General features: G+C 58.6%; 19 protein-coding genes. 12 read left to right on the plus strand and 7 right to left on the minus strand.

The features are described 5' to 3' along the window. Nucleotides 1-33 precede the first annotated feature (33 nt). Entirely contained in the window at nt 34-1218 is a 1185-nt protein-coding gene (locus tag ACR0DS_RS14505; RefSeq protein ID WP_480560018.1) for a TIGR03862 family flavoprotein, read from the plus strand. Nucleotide 1219: 1 nt separating this feature from the next. On the opposite strand, the gene holA is transcribed toward ACR0DS_RS14505, so the two are convergent. The 4 genes from holA to ACR0DS_RS14525 form a co-directional block, all read right to left on the minus strand. Further along, complete coding sequence (gene holA, locus ACR0DS_RS14510) at nt 1220-2248, minus strand: DNA polymerase III subunit delta (RefSeq protein WP_480560020.1); 1029 nt, start codon at nt 2246-2248, stop codon at nt 1220-1222. Continuing rightward, on the minus strand, nt 2245-2736 hold the full coding sequence (lptE, locus tag ACR0DS_RS14515) for an LPS assembly lipoprotein LptE (RefSeq protein ID WP_267364334.1): 492 nt from the start codon (nt 2734-2736) through the stop codon (nt 2245-2247). Before lptE ends, holA begins: the two co-directional genes overlap by 4 nt. Further along, nucleotides 2723-5260 carry a leucine--tRNA ligase gene (gene leuS, locus ACR0DS_RS14520; RefSeq protein ID WP_480539621.1) on the minus strand — a complete coding sequence of 846 codons (2538 nt, stop codon included), beginning with the start codon at nt 5258-5260 and terminating at the stop codon, nt 2723-2725. Before leuS ends, lptE begins: the two co-directional genes overlap by 14 nt. 72 nt (nt 5261-5332) lie before the next feature. Then, nucleotides 5333-5818, minus strand: coding sequence for a DUF3576 domain-containing protein (locus tag ACR0DS_RS14525; protein ID WP_480484184.1), 486 nt, complete (start codon nt 5816-5818; stop codon nt 5333-5335). A 281-nt stretch (nt 5819-6099) separates the two neighbouring features. On the opposite strand from ACR0DS_RS14525, the gene ACR0DS_RS14530 reads away from it, so the two are divergent. Both ACR0DS_RS14530 and ACR0DS_RS14535 read left to right on the plus strand, forming a co-directional pair. Continuing rightward, entirely contained in the window at nt 6100-7119 is a 1020-nt protein-coding gene (locus tag ACR0DS_RS14530; protein WP_480484112.1) for a porin, read from the plus strand. A gap of 99 nt (nt 7120-7218) precedes the next feature. Then, nucleotides 7219-7878, plus strand: coding sequence for a YggS family pyridoxal phosphate-dependent enzyme (locus tag ACR0DS_RS14535; protein ID WP_480488603.1), 660 nt, complete (start codon nt 7219-7221; stop codon nt 7876-7878). Here the strand turns inward: ACR0DS_RS14535 and ACR0DS_RS14540 are convergent. Both ACR0DS_RS14540 and ribA read right to left on the minus strand, forming a co-directional pair. Continuing rightward, nucleotides 7862-8362 (minus strand): L,D-transpeptidase family protein, encoded by a 501-nt coding sequence (locus tag ACR0DS_RS14540; protein WP_480488605.1) that lies wholly within the window; start codon nt 8360-8362, stop codon nt 7862-7864. The two genes, ACR0DS_RS14535 and ACR0DS_RS14540, sit on opposite strands and share 17 nt — an antisense overlap. Then, nucleotides 8359-9450, minus strand: a complete 1092-nt coding sequence (ribA, locus tag ACR0DS_RS14545; protein ID WP_480539617.1) for a GTP cyclohydrolase II — start codon at nt 9448-9450, stop codon at nt 8359-8361. Before ribA ends, ACR0DS_RS14540 begins: the two co-directional genes overlap by 4 nt. Nucleotides 9451-9612: 162 nt before the next feature. On the opposite strand from ribA, the gene ACR0DS_RS14550 reads away from it, so the two are divergent. The 6 genes from ACR0DS_RS14550 to ACR0DS_RS14575 all read left to right on the plus strand — a co-directional run bounded on the left by ACR0DS_RS14550 (nt 9613) and on the right by ACR0DS_RS14575 (nt 13633). Further along, nucleotides 9613-10299: a response regulator transcription factor gene (locus ACR0DS_RS14550; RefSeq protein WP_171724917.1), complete on the plus strand. Its 687-nt coding sequence runs from the start codon at nt 9613-9615 to the stop codon at nt 10297-10299. Between the two features lie 238 nt (nt 10300-10537). Then, nucleotides 10538-10930 carry a GFA family protein gene (locus tag ACR0DS_RS14555; RefSeq protein WP_267364337.1) on the plus strand — a complete coding sequence of 131 codons (393 nt, stop codon included), beginning with the start codon at nt 10538-10540 and terminating at the stop codon, nt 10928-10930. 74 nt (nt 10931-11004) lie between these two features. After that, a complete protein-coding gene (locus ACR0DS_RS14560) occupies nt 11005-11793 on the plus strand; it encodes an exodeoxyribonuclease III (protein WP_480546589.1) in 789 nt (262 codons plus the stop codon). A 75-nt stretch (nt 11794-11868) separates the two neighbouring features. Next, a complete protein-coding gene (gene trxA, locus ACR0DS_RS14565; RefSeq protein WP_480539615.1) occupies nt 11869-12783 on the plus strand; it encodes a thioredoxin in 915 nt (304 codons plus the stop codon). A gap of 26 nt (nt 12784-12809) precedes the next feature. Continuing rightward, nucleotides 12810-13451: an LON peptidase substrate-binding domain-containing protein gene (locus ACR0DS_RS14570; RefSeq protein WP_480506416.1), complete on the plus strand. Its 642-nt coding sequence runs from the start codon at nt 12810-12812 to the stop codon at nt 13449-13451. After that, nucleotides 13448-13633, plus strand: a complete 186-nt coding sequence (locus ACR0DS_RS14575; protein WP_209504973.1) for a Trm112 family protein — start codon at nt 13448-13450, stop codon at nt 13631-13633. The genes ACR0DS_RS14570 and ACR0DS_RS14575 overlap by 4 nt, the downstream gene beginning before the upstream one ends. Here the strand turns inward: ACR0DS_RS14575 and ACR0DS_RS14580 are convergent. Continuing rightward, a complete protein-coding gene (locus ACR0DS_RS14580) occupies nt 13630-14892 on the minus strand; it encodes an FAD-dependent monooxygenase (protein ID WP_480616773.1) in 1263 nt (420 codons plus the stop codon). The genes ACR0DS_RS14575 and ACR0DS_RS14580 overlap by 4 nt on opposite strands. A gap of 52 nt (nt 14893-14944) precedes the next feature. Here ACR0DS_RS14580 and ACR0DS_RS14585 point away from each other — a divergent pair, with 52 nt between their 5' ends. The 3 genes from ACR0DS_RS14585 to ACR0DS_RS14595 all read left to right on the plus strand — a co-directional run bounded on the left by ACR0DS_RS14585 (nt 14945) and on the right by ACR0DS_RS14595 (nt 20502). Continuing rightward, on the plus strand, nt 14945-16273 hold the full coding sequence (locus ACR0DS_RS14585; protein ID WP_480560024.1) for an amidase: 1329 nt from the start codon (nt 14945-14947) through the stop codon (nt 16271-16273). A 108-nt stretch (nt 16274-16381) separates the two neighbouring features. Beyond that, complete coding sequence (locus ACR0DS_RS14590; RefSeq protein WP_480560026.1) at nt 16382-17563, plus strand: aminotransferase class I/II-fold pyridoxal phosphate-dependent enzyme; 1182 nt, start codon at nt 16382-16384, stop codon at nt 17561-17563. 14 nt (nt 17564-17577) lie between these two features. Next, the gene (locus ACR0DS_RS14595) at nt 17578-20502 is read left to right on the plus strand and encodes a DNA translocase FtsK (protein WP_480560028.1); all 2925 of its coding nucleotides are present in this window, start codon (nt 17578-17580) and stop codon (nt 20500-20502) included. Nucleotides 20503-20505 lie beyond the last annotated feature (3 nt).

Genomic DNA, 20505 nt, shown 5'->3' on the forward strand with positions numbered 1-20505 from the left:
GCGCCGATGGATGGCGAAGGCAAGAGGGTGCGAATGGCGCAGGCAGTGGTGATCGGAGCAGGTCCCGCAGGGTTGATGGCGGCCGAGCAACTGGCCGAGGCCGGGCATTCCGTGCTGGTTGCCGAAGCCAAGCCCTCGGTTGCGCGCAAATTTCTGATGGCTGGTAAATCGGGGCTGAACCTGACAAAGGACGAACCGCCTGAGACACTGATGCGGTCTTATGCCGATGCGGCGGACTGGTTGCGCCCGATGATCACCGCCTTTGACGCGCAAGCCGTGCAGCACTGGGCGCGTAGACTGGGACAGATATTATTCACAGGTTCTACCGGGCGGGTTTTTCCCGAGGCCATGAAGGCGTCGCCTTTGCTGCGCGCATGGCTTGCGCGACTGGGCGCAGCCGGGGTTGAGATCAAAACCCGTTGGCGATGGAAAGGTTGGGAAGCTGATGCGCTGGTATTCGACACACCGGACGGGCCGCAAAACCTGACTGCTGCTGTAACCGTGCTTGCGCTGGGCGGGGCCAGCTGGGCCCGCCTTGGGTCGGATGGTCATTGGGCGCAAATCCTGTCCGACAGGAGCGTGGATCTGGCACCGTTTGAACCTGCGAACTCAGCCCTGTCTGTGGACTGGAGCCCTCATATGCAGCCACATTTCGGGGCAGCGCTAAAATCGGTTCGGTGGATGGCCGGTGGCCTGGAAAGCCGCGGCGAGGCTGCGATCTCGGCAACCGGGCTGGAGGGAGGGGGGCTTTACACTCTCACCCCTGCCTTGCGCAAAGGGCAGCCACTTTATGTCGATCTGGTGCCTGATCTGGACCAGCAGTCCTTGCAGGCGCGATGGTCTTCCAAAAAGTCGAAAACCACGTTTTCGCAATGGTTGAGAAAGTCGTTGAATCTGTCACCGCAGAAGATTGCCGTGTTTCACGAGATGGCAAAACGCAGTCACTTGCCGCTGCCGGGCAACGTGGCGGTCCTCAAGAAACTGCCAATCCTGCACGCGGGGCTGCGACCGATGGATGAGGCTATATCGACGGCAGGCGGCGTGAAACGATCCGCGTTGGATGACGGGCTGATGCTGAGGTCTATGCCGGGCGTGTTCTGCGCGGGTGAGATGATGGACTGGGAAGCGCCAACCGGGGGGTATCTTTTGACGGCTTGTCTTGCCACGGGTCGCTGGGCCGGTCGGGCTGCTGCCGATTGGCTGGATCAGCGCAGATAACTCAGCGCGACCGCGCAAGCATCGCCAGACGAATCATAGCACGCTCAACCAGAGCCATTGAGGGGGCTGTCTGTCCGGCGGATCGCAGGGACAGGTCGGTGTCTGTCAGAACGGTCAGCGCTGTTTGCAACTTGGGCGCCCCCCAGCCCTGTGCCTGACGCAGAATACGGTCACGGCGTTTGCCGTAAACCGGCGGGCGCAACTTACCGATACCCTGCGCAGCACCACCCGGATCCGAGGCGCAGGCATAAAGTGTGCGGAAATGCCGGGTCGCCCCAATGCACAGAGTTACCCCGTTGGTGCCTTGTGCCTGCAACCGCCGGATCAGCGGCCCGATCTCACCGGCGCGGCCTTCGGCAACCACGTTCAGCACGTCGTCAAGCGCCGCCTCGGTCGAACGCGGAGCGCAGGCTTCGATGTCTTCCATTGTCAGCTCAGAGTTGTCACCGCGCTTGTAAAGCGACAGTTTTTCAACGGTTTGGGTGAAGTCACCGGGGCTGAGACTGTTGGCCAGTTCGCTGATGGCAGACATGACATCGCGGGGGATGTTTTTCAGATGTGCTTCGGCCAGAACCCGTTCGACCTCTGCGCGCGATGGCGGGTCGTCATAAATGCCTATCGCATAGGCGGCGGGATGCCCCTCGAATGCTTTGCGGATTTTCGAGTTTGGTTTCAGCTGACCAGCCGTCACGATGATCTGAGCGTCGCCGGGGGTCCAATCTTCAAGCGCGGCCAGAATCGAAGGCGCGGCGGTTTCGGTGGCGTCTTCCACAAACACCGCGCGCGGGCCGGGGAAAAACCCAACCGCCTTGACCGCGTCCAGCAGAGACGCCGGATCGCCGCGCAAATCACCGCCCGGCAGGCGGGTCAGGCGCATTTCCTCTTCCGCACCGGGACCAAGCAGTGCGGCCAGAACCTGTTGCCGCTTAAGCGCCACCCGCATTGCATCCGCACCATAGATCAGCAGCCCGGTCTTGTCCGCATCCGGCTTGGCGAAATACCCGTCAGCCTCGCGCGGGCTCAACTTCATTTGGACAAGCCCGGCGTAGAATACAGGCGGTTCACGATATGCCCGGACAGGATTACCATCAGGCGTTCTTTCGCATCGCGTTCGTCAGCCAGCGTCGACACGGTAGAGCCCGAAGCAGAATAGCCCACAAAATCGGTTACGGTGCCGGACGCCGCGACTTGCCCGGTTTCGTTGGATTTCAACGCGTATTGCGCCCGTCCATCAATCGTGTACCGCGTTGTCTCGTTCGTCGTGGTTATGGCCGCGCCGCGGGTTTCGGTCGAGACCTGAACATCCAGAGTGTAATCGCTGACAGATCCCGCGCTGCGGCCCAGTTGGTGTTCAAGGTTTTGAACCAGAAGATAGCTTTCGACGGTATTTGGCGCAGATACCGCCACCCGACCGAACAAGGCTGAGCCTGACCCGCCCGGAGCATAAACCGGTTGGAAGCCGCAGGCAGCCAGTACCAGCGGCATCACAAGCAATGTTCTGCGATCAAACAACGACATTCACAATCCGGCCCGGAACAACGATCACTTTTTTCGGCGCGTTGCCATCCAGCGCCTTTTGGACAGCTTCGGTGCTGAGCGCGATATTTTCAACCTCGGCTTTGTCCATATCTTTCGGAACGCTGATTTCCGCGCGACGCTTGCCGTTGATCTGGATCGGCAGGGTGACGGTGTCATCAACCAGCATCGCCTCATCCGCGACGGGCCACGGGGCGACGGCCACAAGGCCCTCACCACCCTGATGCGCCCAGATATCTTCCGCCAGATGTGGTGTCATCGGTGACATCAACTGGGCCAGTGTTTTGATCGCTTGTTTCTGAGCCGCCGCACCGGCCTTGGATTTTGCCAGCGTATTAGTGAAAGCATAAAGCTTGGCTATGGCGGCGTTGAAACCAAAGCTTTCGACACCCAATGTCACGTCGCGGATGGTTTTGTGCATCTCGCGCAACAGGTCCTCATCGCCTTCGCCCGCTGCATTGGCCTCCATGGTACCGATCCTGTCACACAGATTCCAAACGCGATTCAGATGCTTATAGGCGGCTTCGGCTCCTGCCGCCGTCCATTCCACGTCTCTCTCGGGTGGCGAATCGGACAACACGAACCAGCGGGCCGTGTCGGCGCCAAAGGCCGAAATGATGCTGACTGGATCGACCACGTTTTTCTTGGATTTCGACATCTTGGCCGAAGGGATGATTTCGACCTCAGTACCATCGGCCAGTTTGCCGTCGGTCACATCCTCGGGCAGGTGATAGACCGGGCGGCCGTTGGCGTCGCGCGTCTGGTAGATCTCATGCGTCACCATGCCTTGTGTGAACAGCGCGTCGAACGGCTCGATGGCCTTTTGGGGCAAGTGACCGGTGAGGTTCATCGCCCGCGCGAAGAAGCGTGAATACAGCAGGTGCAGAATCGCGTGTTCAATGCCGCCGATATACTGGTCGACATTCATCCAGTATTCGGCCTCGTCCAGATCGGTGGGTGTTTCCGCACGCGGAGCGGTGAAACGGGCGAAATACCACGACGAATCGACGAAGGTATCCATCGTGTCGGTCTCGCGCTTGGCCGGTGCGCCACAAGACGGGCAGGCGCAATCGCGCCAGGTCGGGTGTCGATCCAGCGGGTTGCCGGGCTTGTCGAATGTCACATCGTCGGGCAGGCGGACCGGCAGGTTTTCTTTCTTCTCGGGCACCACACCGCAGCTTTCGCAATGCACGACGGGAATCGGACACCCCCAATAGCGCTGACGGCTGAGGCCCCAGTCGCGCAGACGGTATTTGGTGACACCCTCGCCCCAACCCGCTTTTTCAGCAAAATCGACGGTGGCGTTGATCGCCTCGTCACCTGTCGCCTCGGTCAAACCTGCAAAATGGTTCACCCAGCGAACTTTCTCGGTTTTCGGCGGGACGAATGCAATTTTGTCGACCGGCGTGTCGTCATCCAGCGCAAAGAAGGTATCGACCACGGGCAGGCCGTACTTACGGCAGAAGTCGAGGTCGCGCTGGTCATGTGCAGGGCAGGCAAAGATTGCGCCAGTGCCGTAATCCATCAGGATGAAATTGGCGATCCAGACCGGCAGTTCCCAGCTCGGGTCCAGCGGGTGCTTGACCTTGATGCCTGTATCAAAGCCCAGCTTTTCGCCAGTTTCGATGGCTTCTTCCGTGGTGCCACCTTTGCGACATTCGGCCACAAATTCAGCCACTTCGGGGTTTTCGGCCTCAAGCTGTTTTGCGATCGGGTGATCGGGCGAGATGCCAACGAAAGATGCGCCCAGCAGCGTGTCGGGGCGGGTTGTATAAACGGTGATCGGCTCTCCGCCATCAGTGCGTTCAAAGCCGAATTGCAGACCGCGCGACTTGCCGATCCAGTTCTCCTGCATCAGGCGCACCTTGGCGGGCCAGTTGTCCAAAGTGTCCAGCGCGTCCAGCAATTCTTCGGAATAGTCCGAGATCTTGAAGAACCACTGGGTCAGTTCGCGCCGCTCTACCAATGCGCCCGAACGCCAGCCACGACCATTTTCAACCTGCTCGTTGGCCAGAACGGTCATATCGACCGGGTCCCAGTTCACCACAGCGTTTTTGCGATAGACCAGCCCGGCATCAAGCATATCGAGGAACAGCGCCTGTTGTTGGCCGTAATACTCGGGGTCGCAGGTCGCGAACTCACGTGACCAGTCGATGGACAGGCCAAGTGGTTTCATCTGATCGCGCATGTCTGCGATGTTGCTGTAGGTCCAGTCCTTCGGATGACCCCCGATAGCCATCGCGGCATTTTCCGCAGGCATCCCGAATGCATCCCAGCCCATCGGGTGCAGCACGTTGTGACCCGTCGCCAATTTGTGCCGCGCGATGACGTCACCCATCGTGTAGTTGCGCACATGCCCCATATGGATTCGGCCAGACGGGTAGGGAAACATCTCAAGCACATAGTATTTCGGCTTGTCCGCCTTGTGGTTGGCGGTGAAGATCCCGGCCTTGTCCCAGGCCTCTTGCCATTTTGCTTCGATTTCGGTGGCCGAGTAGCGCGACATTTTGCGGTCCTTCGTGAATGAAAACGCCGGGTAGGAACCCGGCGTGGTAATATTGTGATTTTCGGCGGGTTGCTAGAACTTGTTGTCCGCTATGCGTAGCTGTCGGGCGCGCGACAGAATCGCATCCTCGACTGCGCGGGATGTTGCCGCACTCACCGGGGCCCCTCCGCTCGATTGAAGCGCTACCGACAACGAGCGCGCGGCAAGCGCCGGATCGCTGATATGAACAGTAGCCCGGTAGGATCGGCCGCCGCCCGGAGGTGTGCCGTAACCCGTTACGATTACACCGGTAAACGGATCAACCTCCTGCACGGGCAGGAAGCTCAGTACATCCAGTGAAGCCGCCCACAGATACCGGTTTACGTTTGTGGTCTGCTCGGCGGTGCTGCGGTCAAAGATATCCCAGATAGTTGCCCGATCGGGGTCATTCAGCTCTTGTTCGTCCGAATTGCCGCCAGCGATGTTCGGGGAGTATGTTGTCGAAGCGTTTCGATTCTGCCCACATGCCGAAAGAGCAGCGGTCAGCAGGATCATTCCCAAAATCGTCGGCAGGCGCATTGCAAACAGGTCCTGTTTCACTTGTTCTACAGTATTCAGGGGATACTCCTAGCCAAGGACCCCCGCTGCAACAAGCCCATTCTTCTGAAATGTAAGTGTATCAGCTGCATCGGGGCGAAAACTGACTGTGGCATCCTTGCACCAATTTGACCTCAATGACGCCGACGTCTTTATGCCAAGCTTGCGCAAAGGGGGCAAAAAGAGCGAAACGGTGTCCGTGCTGAGACATGTGCCGAGGCATATGTCGAGTAGATAACTCTTTTGAAACCGAGGGAAACAAGATGAAAAAAGTTCTCTTCGCATCGACGGCGCTGATTGCGACCGCAGGCGTTGCAGCAGCTGAAGTTAACTTCAGCGGTTATGGCCGCTTTGGTATTGGTTACGTTGAAGATCGTAGCGGTACCGTTGTAAACGTCCAGACAACCGGTACCGCGCCAGGCGTTGGTACGGCTGTTGTTCAAACTGACGACGCGATCCTGGTTTCGCGCTTCCGTCTGAACATCGACGGTTCTGCAGAAACCGACGGTGGCGTTCGTTTCGAAGGCCGCGTTCGTCTGCAAGCTGACGAAAACAGCGGCAACGGCGAAGCAAACCGCGCTGGTCTGAACGGTGCACGCTTCTCGGTCATCTACGGTGGCCTGCGTGTTGACGCCGGTAACGTTGCAGGTGCCTTCGACAACCTGGCAAACTACTACGGCAACGAAGTTGGTCTTGAGCTGTTCGCTGGTCAGTACTCGGGTGTTAACTACAACTTCCTGGGCTACACTTCGACCGGTTCGGGTTCGAACGCCGTGTTCTTCCAGTACTCGGTTGGTGACTTCTCGTTTGGTGCATCGTACGACCAAGCGACTGTAGCTCTGAACGGCGTGCCTATGGACGCAGACCGTTGGGACATCAGCGCAACCTACACCTTCAACAACATCACAGCTGCTTTGGCCTACGGCCAGACCGACGCTGGTGTTGCTGGTGTAAGCGATCCGAGCCTGACCGTTCTGACCCTGGGTGGTGAATGGGGTGACTTCGGCGGTACTCTGTTTGTTGCAGACGACGCAACTCAGGTTGCAGCAACTGACGGCACCGCATGGGGTCTGTCGGCAACCTACAACGTTGGCGCTGCAACAACCCTGATCTTCGCTTACGGCGACGGTAACGCATCTGCTGATACTCAGCAGGTTGCTCTTGGCGCGATCTACGACCTGGGCGGCGGTGCATCGCTGCGCGGTGGTATCGGTGTCAACGACTGTGACAGCTGCACAGACTCGACCTTCGTTGCTGACTTCGGTGCTCAGTTCAACTTCTAAGCTGATCTGAACCGCAAGGTTTAAGGGCGGGTCTTCGGACTCGCCCTTTTCTTTTGTGCCGACTTGGTGTTTTTCTGCGCAAAACAGGATGAGGGTCCCATGTCGTTGCAAGACGTCACCGCACGTATCGCCAAAGCCGAAGCCAAGTCGAACCGACCGGCAGGTTCCGTCAAACTGATTGCTGTGTCCAAAGTGCAGCCGAATGACAGGGTGCAGGCAGTTCTAGAGCAAGGGCACAGATGTTTTGGCGAGAATCGCGTGCAGGAGGCGGCAAGCAAGTGGCCCGCTTTCAAAGAACAGTTCGAGGGTATTGATCTGCACCTCATTGGCCCGTTGCAGACCAACAAGGCCCGTCACGCAATGGAACTGTGCGACGCGATCCATTCGGTAGATCGACCCAAACTGGCCAAGACACTGGCGCGTTTGGCACAGGAAATGGGAAACTGCCCGAACCTGTTCATTCAGGTCAACACCGGCGAGGAAGACCAAAAGGCCGGTATCCTTCCTGTGGACGCGGACAGTTTCATTGCCGAGTGCAGGTCGTTGGATCTGCCCGTGCGTGGATTGATGTGCATTCCTCCGGTCGATGAGGAGCCTACTTTGCACTTTGCGCTATTGGCCAAAATCGCTGCACGTAACGGGCTTGATGGATTGTCTATGGGGATGAGTCACGATTTCGAACAGGCCATCGCTTTGGGCGCAACCCACGTCCGTGTTGGCTCGGCCATCTTTGGCGAACGGGTTAAACCTCAGGAATGATCAGCCATGATCCGGGGGCAATGCGCTGTGATATCCAGTGCAGATGGTCCCGGCGAAAGGCAACGCAGCCTTCGGTTGGATAGCCGGGTCTGCGCCATTGGTGCAGAAAAATTGCCGATCCCCTGCCCGGAACGGCGTTTGGCCAGTTCCAGTCGGTTAACAGAATCAGGTCGTATAAGGGGTCGGCGCGGCGCAACTTTTCATGGCTGAATGCATAGGGTGCGCTGACCATGTGGTTGTATCTGCTTTCAGACACGTCGTCAGACCACAAGTCCCGCGGGCCAATGGCGCGGGCCCATTTGCTGGGGGCGGCCATTCGGTCGGCCCGGTATAGCATGCCGACGATTCGATGATGTCCAGTTGGGGTCGCGCCATCGCCTTCGCGTTTTGCGTTGCTCAACCCGCCTTTGCCCACGGAACAGGGGAACACCCTGCCAAGAAACCGGATGCCTCGTGGAGTTAGAACAAGATCGTTTGGGGTCAAAGCAGATGCCCTGACTTCTTGGCCTTGGTCGCCAGGTATCCCCGGTTGTGAGAGGTTTCGCCAACCTTCAGAGGGACACGCTCGGTTACTGCGATACCTGTCCGTTCCATCATGGCGATTTTGGCCGGGTTGTTGGTCAGCAAGCGGACAGAGTTGAAACCCAGCGATTTCAATATGTCCGACCCAAGCCGAAAATCACGCTCATCATCCTCAAAACCCAGCCTGTGGTTCGCCTCAACGGTGTCAAAACCCTGATCCTGAAGGAAATAAGCGCGCATCTTGTTCGCCAGACCGATACCGCGCCCTTCCTGATTCAGATACAGAAGAACGCCTGCACCTTCTGCCCCCATCTGTGCCAGGGCACCGCGGAGTTGCGGGCCGCAGTCACATTTCAGGCTTCCCATCAGATCGCCGGTGAAACAGGCAGAATGCAATCGGGCCAGCACAGGCTTGTCGCGGTCCGGGCGACCGATCTCGACGGCATAGTGCTCTTCACCACCGTCTTCAGGTCGGAAGACGTGTAACCGACCGGCTTCGGACACCTCCATCGGAAGGCGGGCCGCGACGACTTCGTGCAAAGTACTGCGATCCGCCAGATGAGGCGTGGCGCGCGTGTGATCAATGCAGGTCAAACCGTGCAAAGCGGCAAATGCCCTGCCGTCCTCGACAGGTACCACGACCACAGCGGGAAGGATGCGCGCGGATTTGGCCAATGCTATTGCGATACGGTGCAGATTGGCATTGCCGTGCCGCTCGGTCATCAACGGGCCCTTCATGGGCGCGTTCAGATCGTCGGAAGGATCAGCAACCGCCTGTACCCACGCGATATCTGCATCCGCCGGGATCGAAACCCGCGCCAGATCCCCGTCGTACGCCCGCGCTTTCAGGGTTTCAGCGCGTCGCCCAGTTATGGCCACCACCGGATTCCCTAGTTTTTTCAGGTCGGCCAGACGCTGCGGGCTGAGCGTTTCGGCAGAAACCGCAAGCACGCTGAAGCCACTGTCATCGGTCAGCGCAACGGGAACGCCCATGCGCAGATCGGCCCGGGCCCGGGCGAGAAGTTCCGTGATATCGGGGATGAGACTCATCAATGTTACCCTATAACGCTCAATCTTTCTCCTAGCCCTTTCGAAAGGAAATGTGAAACATTTCCGCGAACTCTGACACGAAGGCGTGAAACGGTTGCAGCAAATCTTGTTGATTGCATATTCCACGCGCAAGTGATGGAAAAGCGTTTGGAGGACCGGGAAATGGCTCAACTCAAGAAAATCCTGCTGGTGGACGATGACGAGGACCTGCGCGAGGCGCTCAGCGAGCAACTTGTCATGACCGAAGACTTTGACGTGTTTGAGGCGTCAGACGGTCACTCTGCCATGGAGCGCGCGCGCGAAGCGATCTATGACCTGGTCATTCTTGATGTGGGTCTGCCGGATACCGACGGGCGCGAACTGTGCCGCCTCATGCGCAAACAGGGTGTCAAAAGCCCGATCCTGATGCTGACCGGTCATGACAGCGATGCCGATACGATCCTGGGCCTGGATGCCGGCGCGAATGACTATGTTTCGAAACCATTCAAGTTCCCGGTGCTTCTGGCACGTATCCGTGCGCAGCTTCGCCAGCATGAACAATCCGAGGACGCAGTATTTGTACTTGGCCCCTATACGTTCAAACCGGCGATGAAGATGCTGATCACGGAAGAGGACAGAAAAATCCGCCTGACCGAGAAGGAAACCAACATCCTCAAATTCCTGTACCGCTCGACCGACGGCGTGGTGGCGCGGGATGTGCTGCTTCACGAAGTTTGGGGATATAATGCTGGTGTTACAACGCATACGCTGGAAACCCACATCTACCGCCTGCGTCAGAAGATTGAGCCCGATCCGTCAAATGCGCGCCTTTTGGTCACAGAATCCGGTGGATATAGGCTAGTGTCTTAACTGGGTGTGGATTGACTTGGATCAAAGTGATACCCTGTACTCATAATTAGGTTACTCCCAACCCGCGCATGTCCGGGTTATGACATGCACCTCCCTGTTGGACTGCCGGGCCGAATGGCCCGGCTTTTTTCTTTTCCGAAGGACGAAATCATGTGCCGCCTGTACCGTCACAGGCGTTGCGAAACCCTGAATGTTCCTGTAATGTTCTATTTCTCGCGAAAGGTTGGAGGAGCGCGTGATGATTGAAGGAAGCTGTTTGTGCGGGGCGGTGAAGTTTAACCTGAAGTCTCAACCATCCGTGATGGGAACCTGCCACTGCTCAAGATGCAGAAAAGCCGGGGCCAGCACAGTCGTATTTGTCAACAAAGAAGACTTGGTGTGGGTTCGGGGCAGGGAAAACGTAACGCTGCACCAGCCCGATCCGCCCTACAAATACGGCAGGTGTTTCTGCACGAAATGCGGGACATCTTTGGGCGAAATCATTTCAGAAGCAGATAGTTTTCCAATCGCAGCAAATGCACTGGATACCGGGTTAGAGCAGAAAGTTCAGTTTCACGAATTTGTTTCGGAAAAACCGGACTGGTACGAGATTTGCGATGATGCCCCCCAAAATGAAAGCCACCCGTCCTAGATTTTCTTTTCTGATGGTACCCCATCCCCCACCGCGTTAACCTCCGCCCAACCGCGACAGAGGATTCCCTGACCATGCCCTTCACCCTTGCCACCTGGAACATCAACTCGGTCCGACTGCGCGAACCAATCGTGCTGAAACTGTTGGAAGAAGAGGCGCCGGATGTTCTGTGTTTGCAGGAATGCAAGTCTCCGGTTGAAAAGATTCCGACCGAAGGGTTCGCGGCGCTGGGCTATACCCACATGATTGCCCGTGGCCAGAAAGGATATAATGGCGTCGCCATCCTGTCCCGCCTGCCGATAGAAGAGGTGGGCGACAAGGATTTCGCTGATCTCGGCCACGCGCGCCACATAGCCGGGCGGCTGGAGAATGGTGTCACGATCCACAACTTCTATGTCCCCGCGGGCGGTGATGTGCCGGATCGTGAAGTGAATGAGAAATTTGGCCAAAAGCTCGACTATCTGACGGACATGCGCGATTGGTTCCACGCGGAAAAGCCGGAAAAATCCATCCTCGTCGGCGATCTGAACATTGCCCCGCGTGAGGATGACGTCTGGTCGCACAAACAATTGCTCAAGGTCGTCTCGCACACTCCGATCGAAGTGGAACATCTGGCCGAGACCCAGGACGCAGGTGGTTGGGTAGATATCACCCGGCAGGATATTCCCGAAGGGCAGCTTTTCAGCTGGTGGTCCTACCGGGCCCGCGACTGGGATGCGGCAGACAAGGGGCGGCGGCTGGATCATGTCTGGGCCACGCCCGATATTTCAAACGCGGGCCATTCCAGCCGCATTCTGCGCGGCGCGCGTGGGTGGGAAAAGCCCAGTGATCATGCGCCGGTCTTTGCGACTTTCGACATTTGAACTGAAACTCTGCCCTTGGTTTCTGCGACAAGCGATTGCATATAGAGCGCAAGTTCGAACGAAAGAGTGATTGCCATGGACATCCTGAACGGCGCAGCCGCCCCAGCCACCGATTTGATCAAGGACGGGACCGAGGCCACTTTCATGGTCGATGTGATCGAAGCCTCGCAGGAAACGCCTGTTATCGTTGACTTCTGGGCACCCTGGTGCGGCCCGTGCAAGACGCTGGGCCCGATGCTGGAAGACGCGGTTACCGCCGCCAAAGGCGCGGTGAAGATGGTCAAGATCAACGTGGACGAGGCACAGATGATCGCCTCGCAGATGCGCATCCAGTCGATTCCAACGGTCTACGCGTTTTTTAAAGGGCAACCCGTCGACGGTTTTCAGGGCGCGCTGCCGGGGTCCGAGATCAAGGCTTTCGTGGATCGCGTGATCGAGGCGTCAGGTGGGGAAAGCCCGGGCGGCCAATTGGATGACGCCGTAATAGCCGCCGAAGAAATGCTGAGCGACGGCGCAGCGGCAGATGCTGCGCAGACTTTTGCCGCCATTCTTGGCGAAGACCCGAACCACGCGGCAGCATATGGCGGGCTGGTGCGGGCACATATCGCCACTGGCGATCTGGAACATGCCGAGGCCATCCTGAACGGTGCACCCGCCGAAATATCCAACTCGGCCGAGGTCGAGGCTGCGCATGCGCAATTGCAGCTGGCCAAGCAGGCGGCTGATGCAGGTCCGGTGGCGGATCTGACAGCGGTCGTTGAAGCAGACCCCGAAAATCTTCAGGCCCGGTTTGATCTGGCACAGGCCTTGCACGCGAACGGCGAAGTGGAAGAAGCCGTGGCGCAATTGCTGGAATTGTTCCGTCGGGATCGTGAGTGGGATGACGGGGCCGCCAAGACCCAGCTTTTCACGATCTTTGACGCGCTCAAGCCCAATGACCCGATCGTTCTGAATGGTCGCCGCAAACTCAGCTCGATGATATTTGCCTAATTTCTGATCAGAGCTAGAATTGGGACATGATGCATCCCGCCGACTTGCCGGACACCGTATCCGTTTTCCCCTTGCCCGGGGCGCTGTTGTTGCCCCGCTCGCGCTTGCCGCTTCACATCTTCGAGCCCCGCTATTTGCAGATGCTGGACGATGCCCTCAAGACCAAGGAACGGCTGATCGCGATGGTCCAGCCAAATCCTTCGGCCCATGATGAGAACAAACTGCACCGCATCGGGTGTGTCGGGCGCGTGACCCAGTTTTCCGAAACGGAAGATGGTCGGTATCTGATCACGCTGACCGGTGTGTCCCGGTTCCGGGTGGTGTCAGAGCTGGACGCTTTCACGCCATATCGGCGATGCGAAGTCTCGTGGGACGGCTTTGACAGGGATCTTGGCAAGGCCGAACACGACGACAGGTTCAATCGCACCAAGTTCCTGGCTTTGCTGGAACGTTTCTTTTCGTCACGGCAATTGTCCACTGACTGGGATTCGCTGAAAGATGCCGAGGATGAATTGCTGGTAAACTCACTGTCCATGCTGTTGGACTTTGACCCGGAAGATAAACAGGCCCTCTTAGAGGCCCCTTGCCTGCGCACACGGCGCGAGACGCTGATGACATTGATAGAATTCGCAATGCGAGGCGGATCGAATGAGGAAAAACTGCAATGACTGACCCTGAACACGCCTTTGATCGCCGTATGCTCGAAGCTCTGGTCTGCCCGCAGACGCAAACGACCCTGCGCTATGACGCCGAAAGGCAGGAGCTTGTGTCACAGGCCGCTGGGCTGGCTTTTCCCATCCGCAACGGCATTCCGGTCATGCTGGTCGACGAGGCACGGCAGCTGGACTAAATTGGCTGCCCTTGCAACAGCTTGGGCAAATCCCCGGTCAAACCCGCTGCTTCGCGGACGAAACCGCGCCGCAACCCCGGCAGTGCGCCGACAATTCCCATACCAACGTCGCGCCCAATGCGCAGCAACGGGTTGTCGTTTGAGAACAGTTTGTTGAAGACATCCGTTGCCATCGCAAGAGCAGCGGTGTCGAACCTGCGCCATTCCTGGTAGCGTTCCAGCACCATAAGCGATCCGATGTCTTCGCCGCGCCGTCCTGCCAAGGTCAGAACCTCTGCCAACGCGCCGACGTCACGCAAACCGGCGTTCAGGCCCTGACCGGCAATCGGGTGCATCCCGTGGGCAGCATCCCCGACCAGTGCCAGACGATCAGCGATAAAGGAATTGGCGATGGTCAGGTTCAAAGGATAGGTGAAACGATCACCAGCCAGGTGGATGTCACCGAGGAAATCGCCAAACCGCGGGCGTAGCACTTGCAGATACTCATCCTCAGGCAGGGCGTTGATCTGCTGCGCGGCCTCGGTGCGTTCGCTCCATACAATGGAACTGCGATTGCCGGTCAGCGGCAGAATCGCCAAGGGGCCCGGTGGCATAAAGAACTGATGGGCAATGCCGTGATGCGGCAACTCGTGTTCAATGGCGCAGACCAGTGCGGTCTGGCCATAATCCCAACCGGTGCGCTTGATACCTGCGCGGTCCGCAGTGCCGCTGCGGCGACCGTCGCACCCGATCAGCAGTCTGCTGTTCATCGTCGAACCATCGTCCAGCGTCACGGTCACTCCAGTGGTGCCGGCTTGTTGCGACACAACAGTCTTGCCACTCAGCTGAGTGATGCGGGGCTCTTCGGCCATAGCGTCCAGAAAGGCGCGGCGCAGGTGACGGTCTTCGACCATAAACCCCATCGGACCTTCTTCTATTTCGGCATGGTCGAAATGCATGAAAAACGGTGACGGGCCTGTACCTGCGTGGCCGTCCGTGACCTTGATTTCCAGCATCGGTTGGGCGTGTTCCGCAACACGGCCCCACACGCCGATGGCAGCCAGCAAGCGCTGTGATGCCAAGGCCAGCGCATAGGCTCGCCCGTCGAACGCCGCATTCTTGCGGACCTTCACATCAAGCGCATCAATCACTGTGACCGAATGTCCGGTTTGTGCCAGAGCCAATGCCAAAGCCGGGCCGTTCAACCCGCCGCCCACGATCAGAATGTCAGATGCCTGTGTCATGCCCTGCAATATGCGCGCCCTTTCGGGATTGTCCATGTGCAGTCCTGTCGCTACCGTTCTTTCAAGCCAAAAAGCAGGAGGGGGCGGGATGCAGGATTGGTTGACCATGACGGCGTGTGATTTGGGCCGTGGCATTGGGATGGGCCAGATCGATCCGGTTGAATTGACGGAAACCTACCTGTCCGCAATAGACGCCCATCCGCACCGCGACCGCATCTATGCCCGCGTCACCCATGACCGCGCCCGCGCCGAGGCCGAAGCCGCGCAGCAACGTGCGAAAATGGGATTGCGGCGATCGTTGCTGGATGGGGTTCCGATCAGCTGGAAAGACCTGTTCGACACTGCCGGCACCGCGACCGAGGCCGGGTCGGCGCTTCTGAAAGACCGCGCGCCGGATGCGGATGCACTTGTGGTGCGCAACGCAACGCAGATGGGGACGGTCTGTCTGGGTAAGACGCATATGAGCGAACTGGCCTTTTCCGGCCTTGGATTGAACCCGATCACCGAAACGCCCCCTTGTATCCATGATGAAACGGCGGTGCCGGGCGGGTCTTCCTCTGGTGCGGGCGCGTCGGTTGCCTGGGGGCTGGCGGCTTGCGGGATCGGTTCCGATACCGGCGGTTCGGTGCGAATTCCAGCGGCATGGAATGATCTGGTAGGGTTGAAAACCACGGCCGGGCGGCTGAGCCTTGAAGGCGTGGTACCGCTCTGCCTGCGGTTTGACACTGTCGGGCCACTGGCGCGATCTGTTGAAGATGCAGCACATATGCTGGCCCTGTTGGAAGGCGGGGCACCTGCGGACCTGAGGGGCGCTTCGGTGAAAGGCCGTCGTTTTGCCGATTTGCAGAACATTGCCAAGGACGACCTGCGCGATGCCCCGCGAACAGCCTATGACGAGGCCATTGCGAAACTTACGGATGCAGGCGCTGAGATTGTTCCATTGGACGTGCCCGAGTTGAACGAGGCGATGACCCTGTCCAGCATCGTCTACACGACCGAGGCCTACGGGTTGTGGCGCGATGTGATCGAGGCCAACCCAGAGGCAATGTATCCCGAAATCCTGGAACGGTTCCGCATTGGTATGGGATATTCCGGCCCCGATTATGTCGCGGCCTGGGCCAAGCTCAAGGCGTGCCGCAGTGCCTGGGATGCGGCAACTGCCGGGTTCGATGCGGTTCTGGCACCCACAGCACCGATTTTGCCGCCCAATCTGGACCGGTTGATGACCGATCACGACTATTACGTGACAGAAAACCTGCTGGCCCTTCGCAATACGCGGATCGGCAACCTGATGGGGCTTGCGGCGCTGACCCTGCCCACCGGAACGCCCTGTTGCGGGCTGATGATGATGGGGTATCCGAACTCGGAAGAGGCCCTGTTGCGGTTGGGGTCAGCGGCAGAATCGGCATTGGCCTGAATGCCACAATCCACTGATTCGGAACCTCTTTGTCTGGACGAAGAGGTATGCGGGCTGTAATCTGCCAAAAAAACGGGGCGCAAATGACCCCGATATTGAGGCAGTAATATGGATTTCCCCGAGCGGTTTTCGAACCTACCGGAATATGCATTCCCGCGTTTGCGCGCCCTGTTGGATCACCATCAACCGGGCGGTGACGTCGTTCATATGACGATTGGCGCACCCACGCATGACTTTCCGGCCTGGGTGACGGATGTCATCATGGAAAACGCGGCCGGGTTTCAGGGCTATCCGCCGAACGAAGGCTCGGAAGACCTGCGCGGTGCAATCACGGGCTGGATCAAGCGGCGCTATGGGGTCGAAATGGACCCTGACACCAACGTCATGGCGCTGAACGGCACACGTGAGGGGCTGTATAATGCGGCCATGGCGCTGTGCCCGGAACAGAAGAATGGCAAACAACCGATCATCCTGTGCCCGAACCCATTTTATCAGGTCTACATGGTCGCGTCGATTTCGGTGGGTGCGCAACCTTATTTTGTCCCTGCAACCGCTGCGACAGGTCATCTGCCGGATTATTCCAGCCTGTCCGAAGATGTGCTGAACCGAACAGCGGTGGCTTATATCTGTTCCCCGGCCAACCCGCAGGGCGCGGTTGCGTCGCGCGACTATTGGGCTGACCTGATCCGTCTGGCCGAGGCATATGATTTCCGCATCTTCGCCGACGAATGCTATTCCGAGATTTACCGTAACCAAGCCCCGACGGGGGCTCTGACCGTCGCGCAGGAACTGGGGGCTGATCCCGAACGGATCACGCTGTTTAATTCCCTGTCCAAACGCTCGAATCTGGCCGGTTTGCGCTCGGGCCTGATTGCAGGTGGACCAAAGTCCATCAGCCAGGTGAAAAAGCTGCGCACCTATGCCGGATCCCCACTGCCTTTGCCCTTGCAAGCCGCCGCCGCGCGCGTCTGGGCGGATGAGACACATGTCGAGCAAAACCGCGCGCTCTATCAGGAGAAATACGCCATTGCCGATAAGGTGTTTGCGGGCGTGCAAGGTTACATGTCGCCAGTGGCCGGGTTCTTTCTGTGGTTGCCGGTCGAGAACGGCGAGGACGCAGCATTGAAGGTTTGGAAGGATACCGGGGTTCGGGTTCTTCCGGGCGCATATCTTTCACAAGGTGATCCGGGAAATAACCCGGGCGAAAGCTTTATCCGGGTTGCATTGGTAGCCCCAAAAACAGAGTTGCAGCGTGGTTTGATCACACTCCGCGACTGCATCTATACGTGAGGTACGAGGGCAAAATGGCATCATATAACGCGCGAAACCGCGACCCATTGCTGGACAGCACAACACAGGCAGCCCTGGAGCGACGCAGTAAGGAACTGATCGGTATCGCGCTGATCCTGTTGGGCTTGGCCGCGGCTGCGATGATCTGGTCCTATACGCCCGATGATCCTAATTGGATGGTTTCGACCGACGCGCCGGTGCAAAACTGGATGGGACGGGTCGGCGCGTCTATTGCAGCCCCCTTGTTCATGATCGTGGGCTGGGGAAGCTGGGGCATCGCGCTTGTTCTGGTCGGATGGGGTCTGCGTTTCGCGGGCCATTTCGGTGAAGACCGGGCCATTGCCCGCCTGATCTTTGCCCCGATCTGGATCGCTGTAGCCTCGGTCTATGCCGCAACCCTTGTTCCCGGTGCCGAGTGGCGTGCAACGCATAGCTACGGTTTGGGCGGTTTGTTCGGCGACACGGTCATGGGCGCGTTGCTGACGCTGGTGCCGATCTCTTCGCATTTTCTGGTCAAAATGATGTCGCTGGCCATGGCCGTCGGCATGACCACGCTGGGTGTTTTTGTGCTGGGCTTCACCAAGGCCGACGTGAAACGCGGCTTCCGCGCCTTCCTACTGGGTCTTGTTATGTCTTATGACATGCTGATGACGCTGATGGGGCGTGGTGCGGCCTCGGCCGCGCAAGCGGCGCGGGATCGCCGGGCGCAGTGGGAAGAACGCAAGCTTGCCCGCGCTGAAGCGGCTGAGGCGATGTTTGACGACGAACTGGTGTATGCCGATCCTGTTTTTGAAGAACCTGAATTGGGGCGCCCTGAACCTCCGGTCAAATCAGGCCTGTTGGCGCGAATGCCGTCACTTATCCGGCGCCCCGATCCAATGCCCGAGCCTGAGTTGGTGGATCCTGAACCGATCGCGGGCTTTGACGACATGCCCGGCGAAGATCGCATCCGCTCCAAAATCTCGGCTGCCGTGCGAAATCGCAAGGTAGCCGTAGGCGAAATGACACCCGAGCCGGATCCCAACCTACCGTTGACCAAGGGTCGTGGACGCGGTCCCGATCCGCTGATCCTGAACCAGCATACCTCGTCCGAACTGCCACCCGAACCGCCGATGACGGCGTATGGTCTGCGCCCCGAGCCGCAGGTGTCCGCTGGTGACACGCCAGAGGCGCAAGAACCCGCTGTGTTCGGTTATGAGGCCGGGACAGAACAATACGATTACGCATCCGAGTTGGATATCGATGATGAGTCGGTTTTCGAGGATGTCACCGACGCCGCGCCGCAGCAGCGCCCCGCGATGAAAATCCCGGTAGCTGAACCGCGCAAGCCTGTGGTGGCGCAGCCCGTGCGTCGGACACCGTTGCCGTCTCGTCGTGCGCAGGCCGAAGCGCAACCGGCATTGTCCTTCGAGGAACGGCACTCTGACTTCGAACTGCCGCCTCTGGGCTTGTTGTCCAACCCCGCCAGTATCCAACGCCATCACCTGAGCGATGAGGCCTTGGAAGAAAATGCACGGATGCTGGAAAACGTTCTGGACGATTACGGCGTCAAGGGTGAGATCGTCAGCGTGCGCCCCGGCCCGGTCGTGACCATGTACGAGCTGGAGCCCGCTCCGGGCCTCAAGGCGAGCCGTGTGATCGGTTTGGCAGACGATATTGCGCGTTCGATGTCGGCGCTGTCGGCGCGGGTTTCGACCCTGCCGGGGCGTTCGGTGATCGGTATCGAATTGCCCAACGAAAACCGCGAGATGGTCGTGCTGCGGGAAATCCTGGCCAGCCGCGATTTTGGCGATGGCAATCAGGCGCTGCCGCTGGCGCTGGGCAAAGATATCGGCGGTGAATCCGTTGTGGCGAACTTGGCCAAGATGCCTCACCTGCTTATCGCCGGGACCACGGGTTCGGGTAAATCGGTGGCGATCAACACGATGATCCTGTCGCTGCTTTACAAGCTTACGCCGGATGAATGCCGTCTGATCATGATCGACCCCAAGATGCTGGAACTTTCGGTTTACGATGGCATCCCGCATCTGCTGTCACCCGTTGTGACCGATCCAAAGAAGGCGGTCGTCGCCCTGAAATGGGTCGTGGGCGAAATGGAAGACCGCTATCGCAAGATGTCCAAGATGGGCGTGCGCAACATTGCGGGCTACAACGGCCGGGTGAAGGACGCGCTGGCCAAGGGCGAGTTGTTCAGCCGCACGGTGCAGACCGGGTTTGACGATGAAACCGGTGAACCAACGTTCGAGACGGAACAATTCGCGCCCGAAGCGATGCCCTATATCGTCGTCATCGTCGATGAGATGGCCGATCTGATGATGGTCGCGGGCAAGGAAATCGAAGCCTGTATCCAGCGTCTGGCGCAAATGGCACGGGCCTCGGGCATTCACCTGATCATGGCCACACAGCGCCCCTCGGTTGACGTGATTACCGGCACAATCAAGGCCAACTTCCCTACGCGGATTTCGTTCCAAGTGACGTCGAAAGTCGACAGCCGCACCATTCTGGGCGAGATGGGCGCCGAACAACTGCTGGGGCAGGGCGACATGCTTTACATGGCCGGTGGCGCCAAAATCACCCGTTGCCACGGACCGTTTGTGTCGGATGAAGAGGTAGAGGAGATCGTCAACCACCTCAAACAATACGGTCCGCCCGATTACGTGGGCAGCGTTCTGGATGGCCCGGCCGAGGACAAGGTCGACAACATTGACGCCGTTCTGGGGCTGAATACTGGCGGCAACACGAACGGAGAGGACGCGCTGTACGATCAGGCGGTGGCAATTGTGATCAAGGATCGCAAATGCTCGACCTCTTACATTCAGCGGAAACTCGCCATCGGGTACAACAAGGCGGCGCGGCTTGTTGAGCAGATGGAAGAGGAAGGTGTTGTTTCGTCAGCAAATCATGTCGGGAAACGCGAAATCCTCGTCCCCGAGCAATAGGAT

The sequence above is a fragment of the Ruegeria sp. AF5 genome (assembly GCF_056541905.1).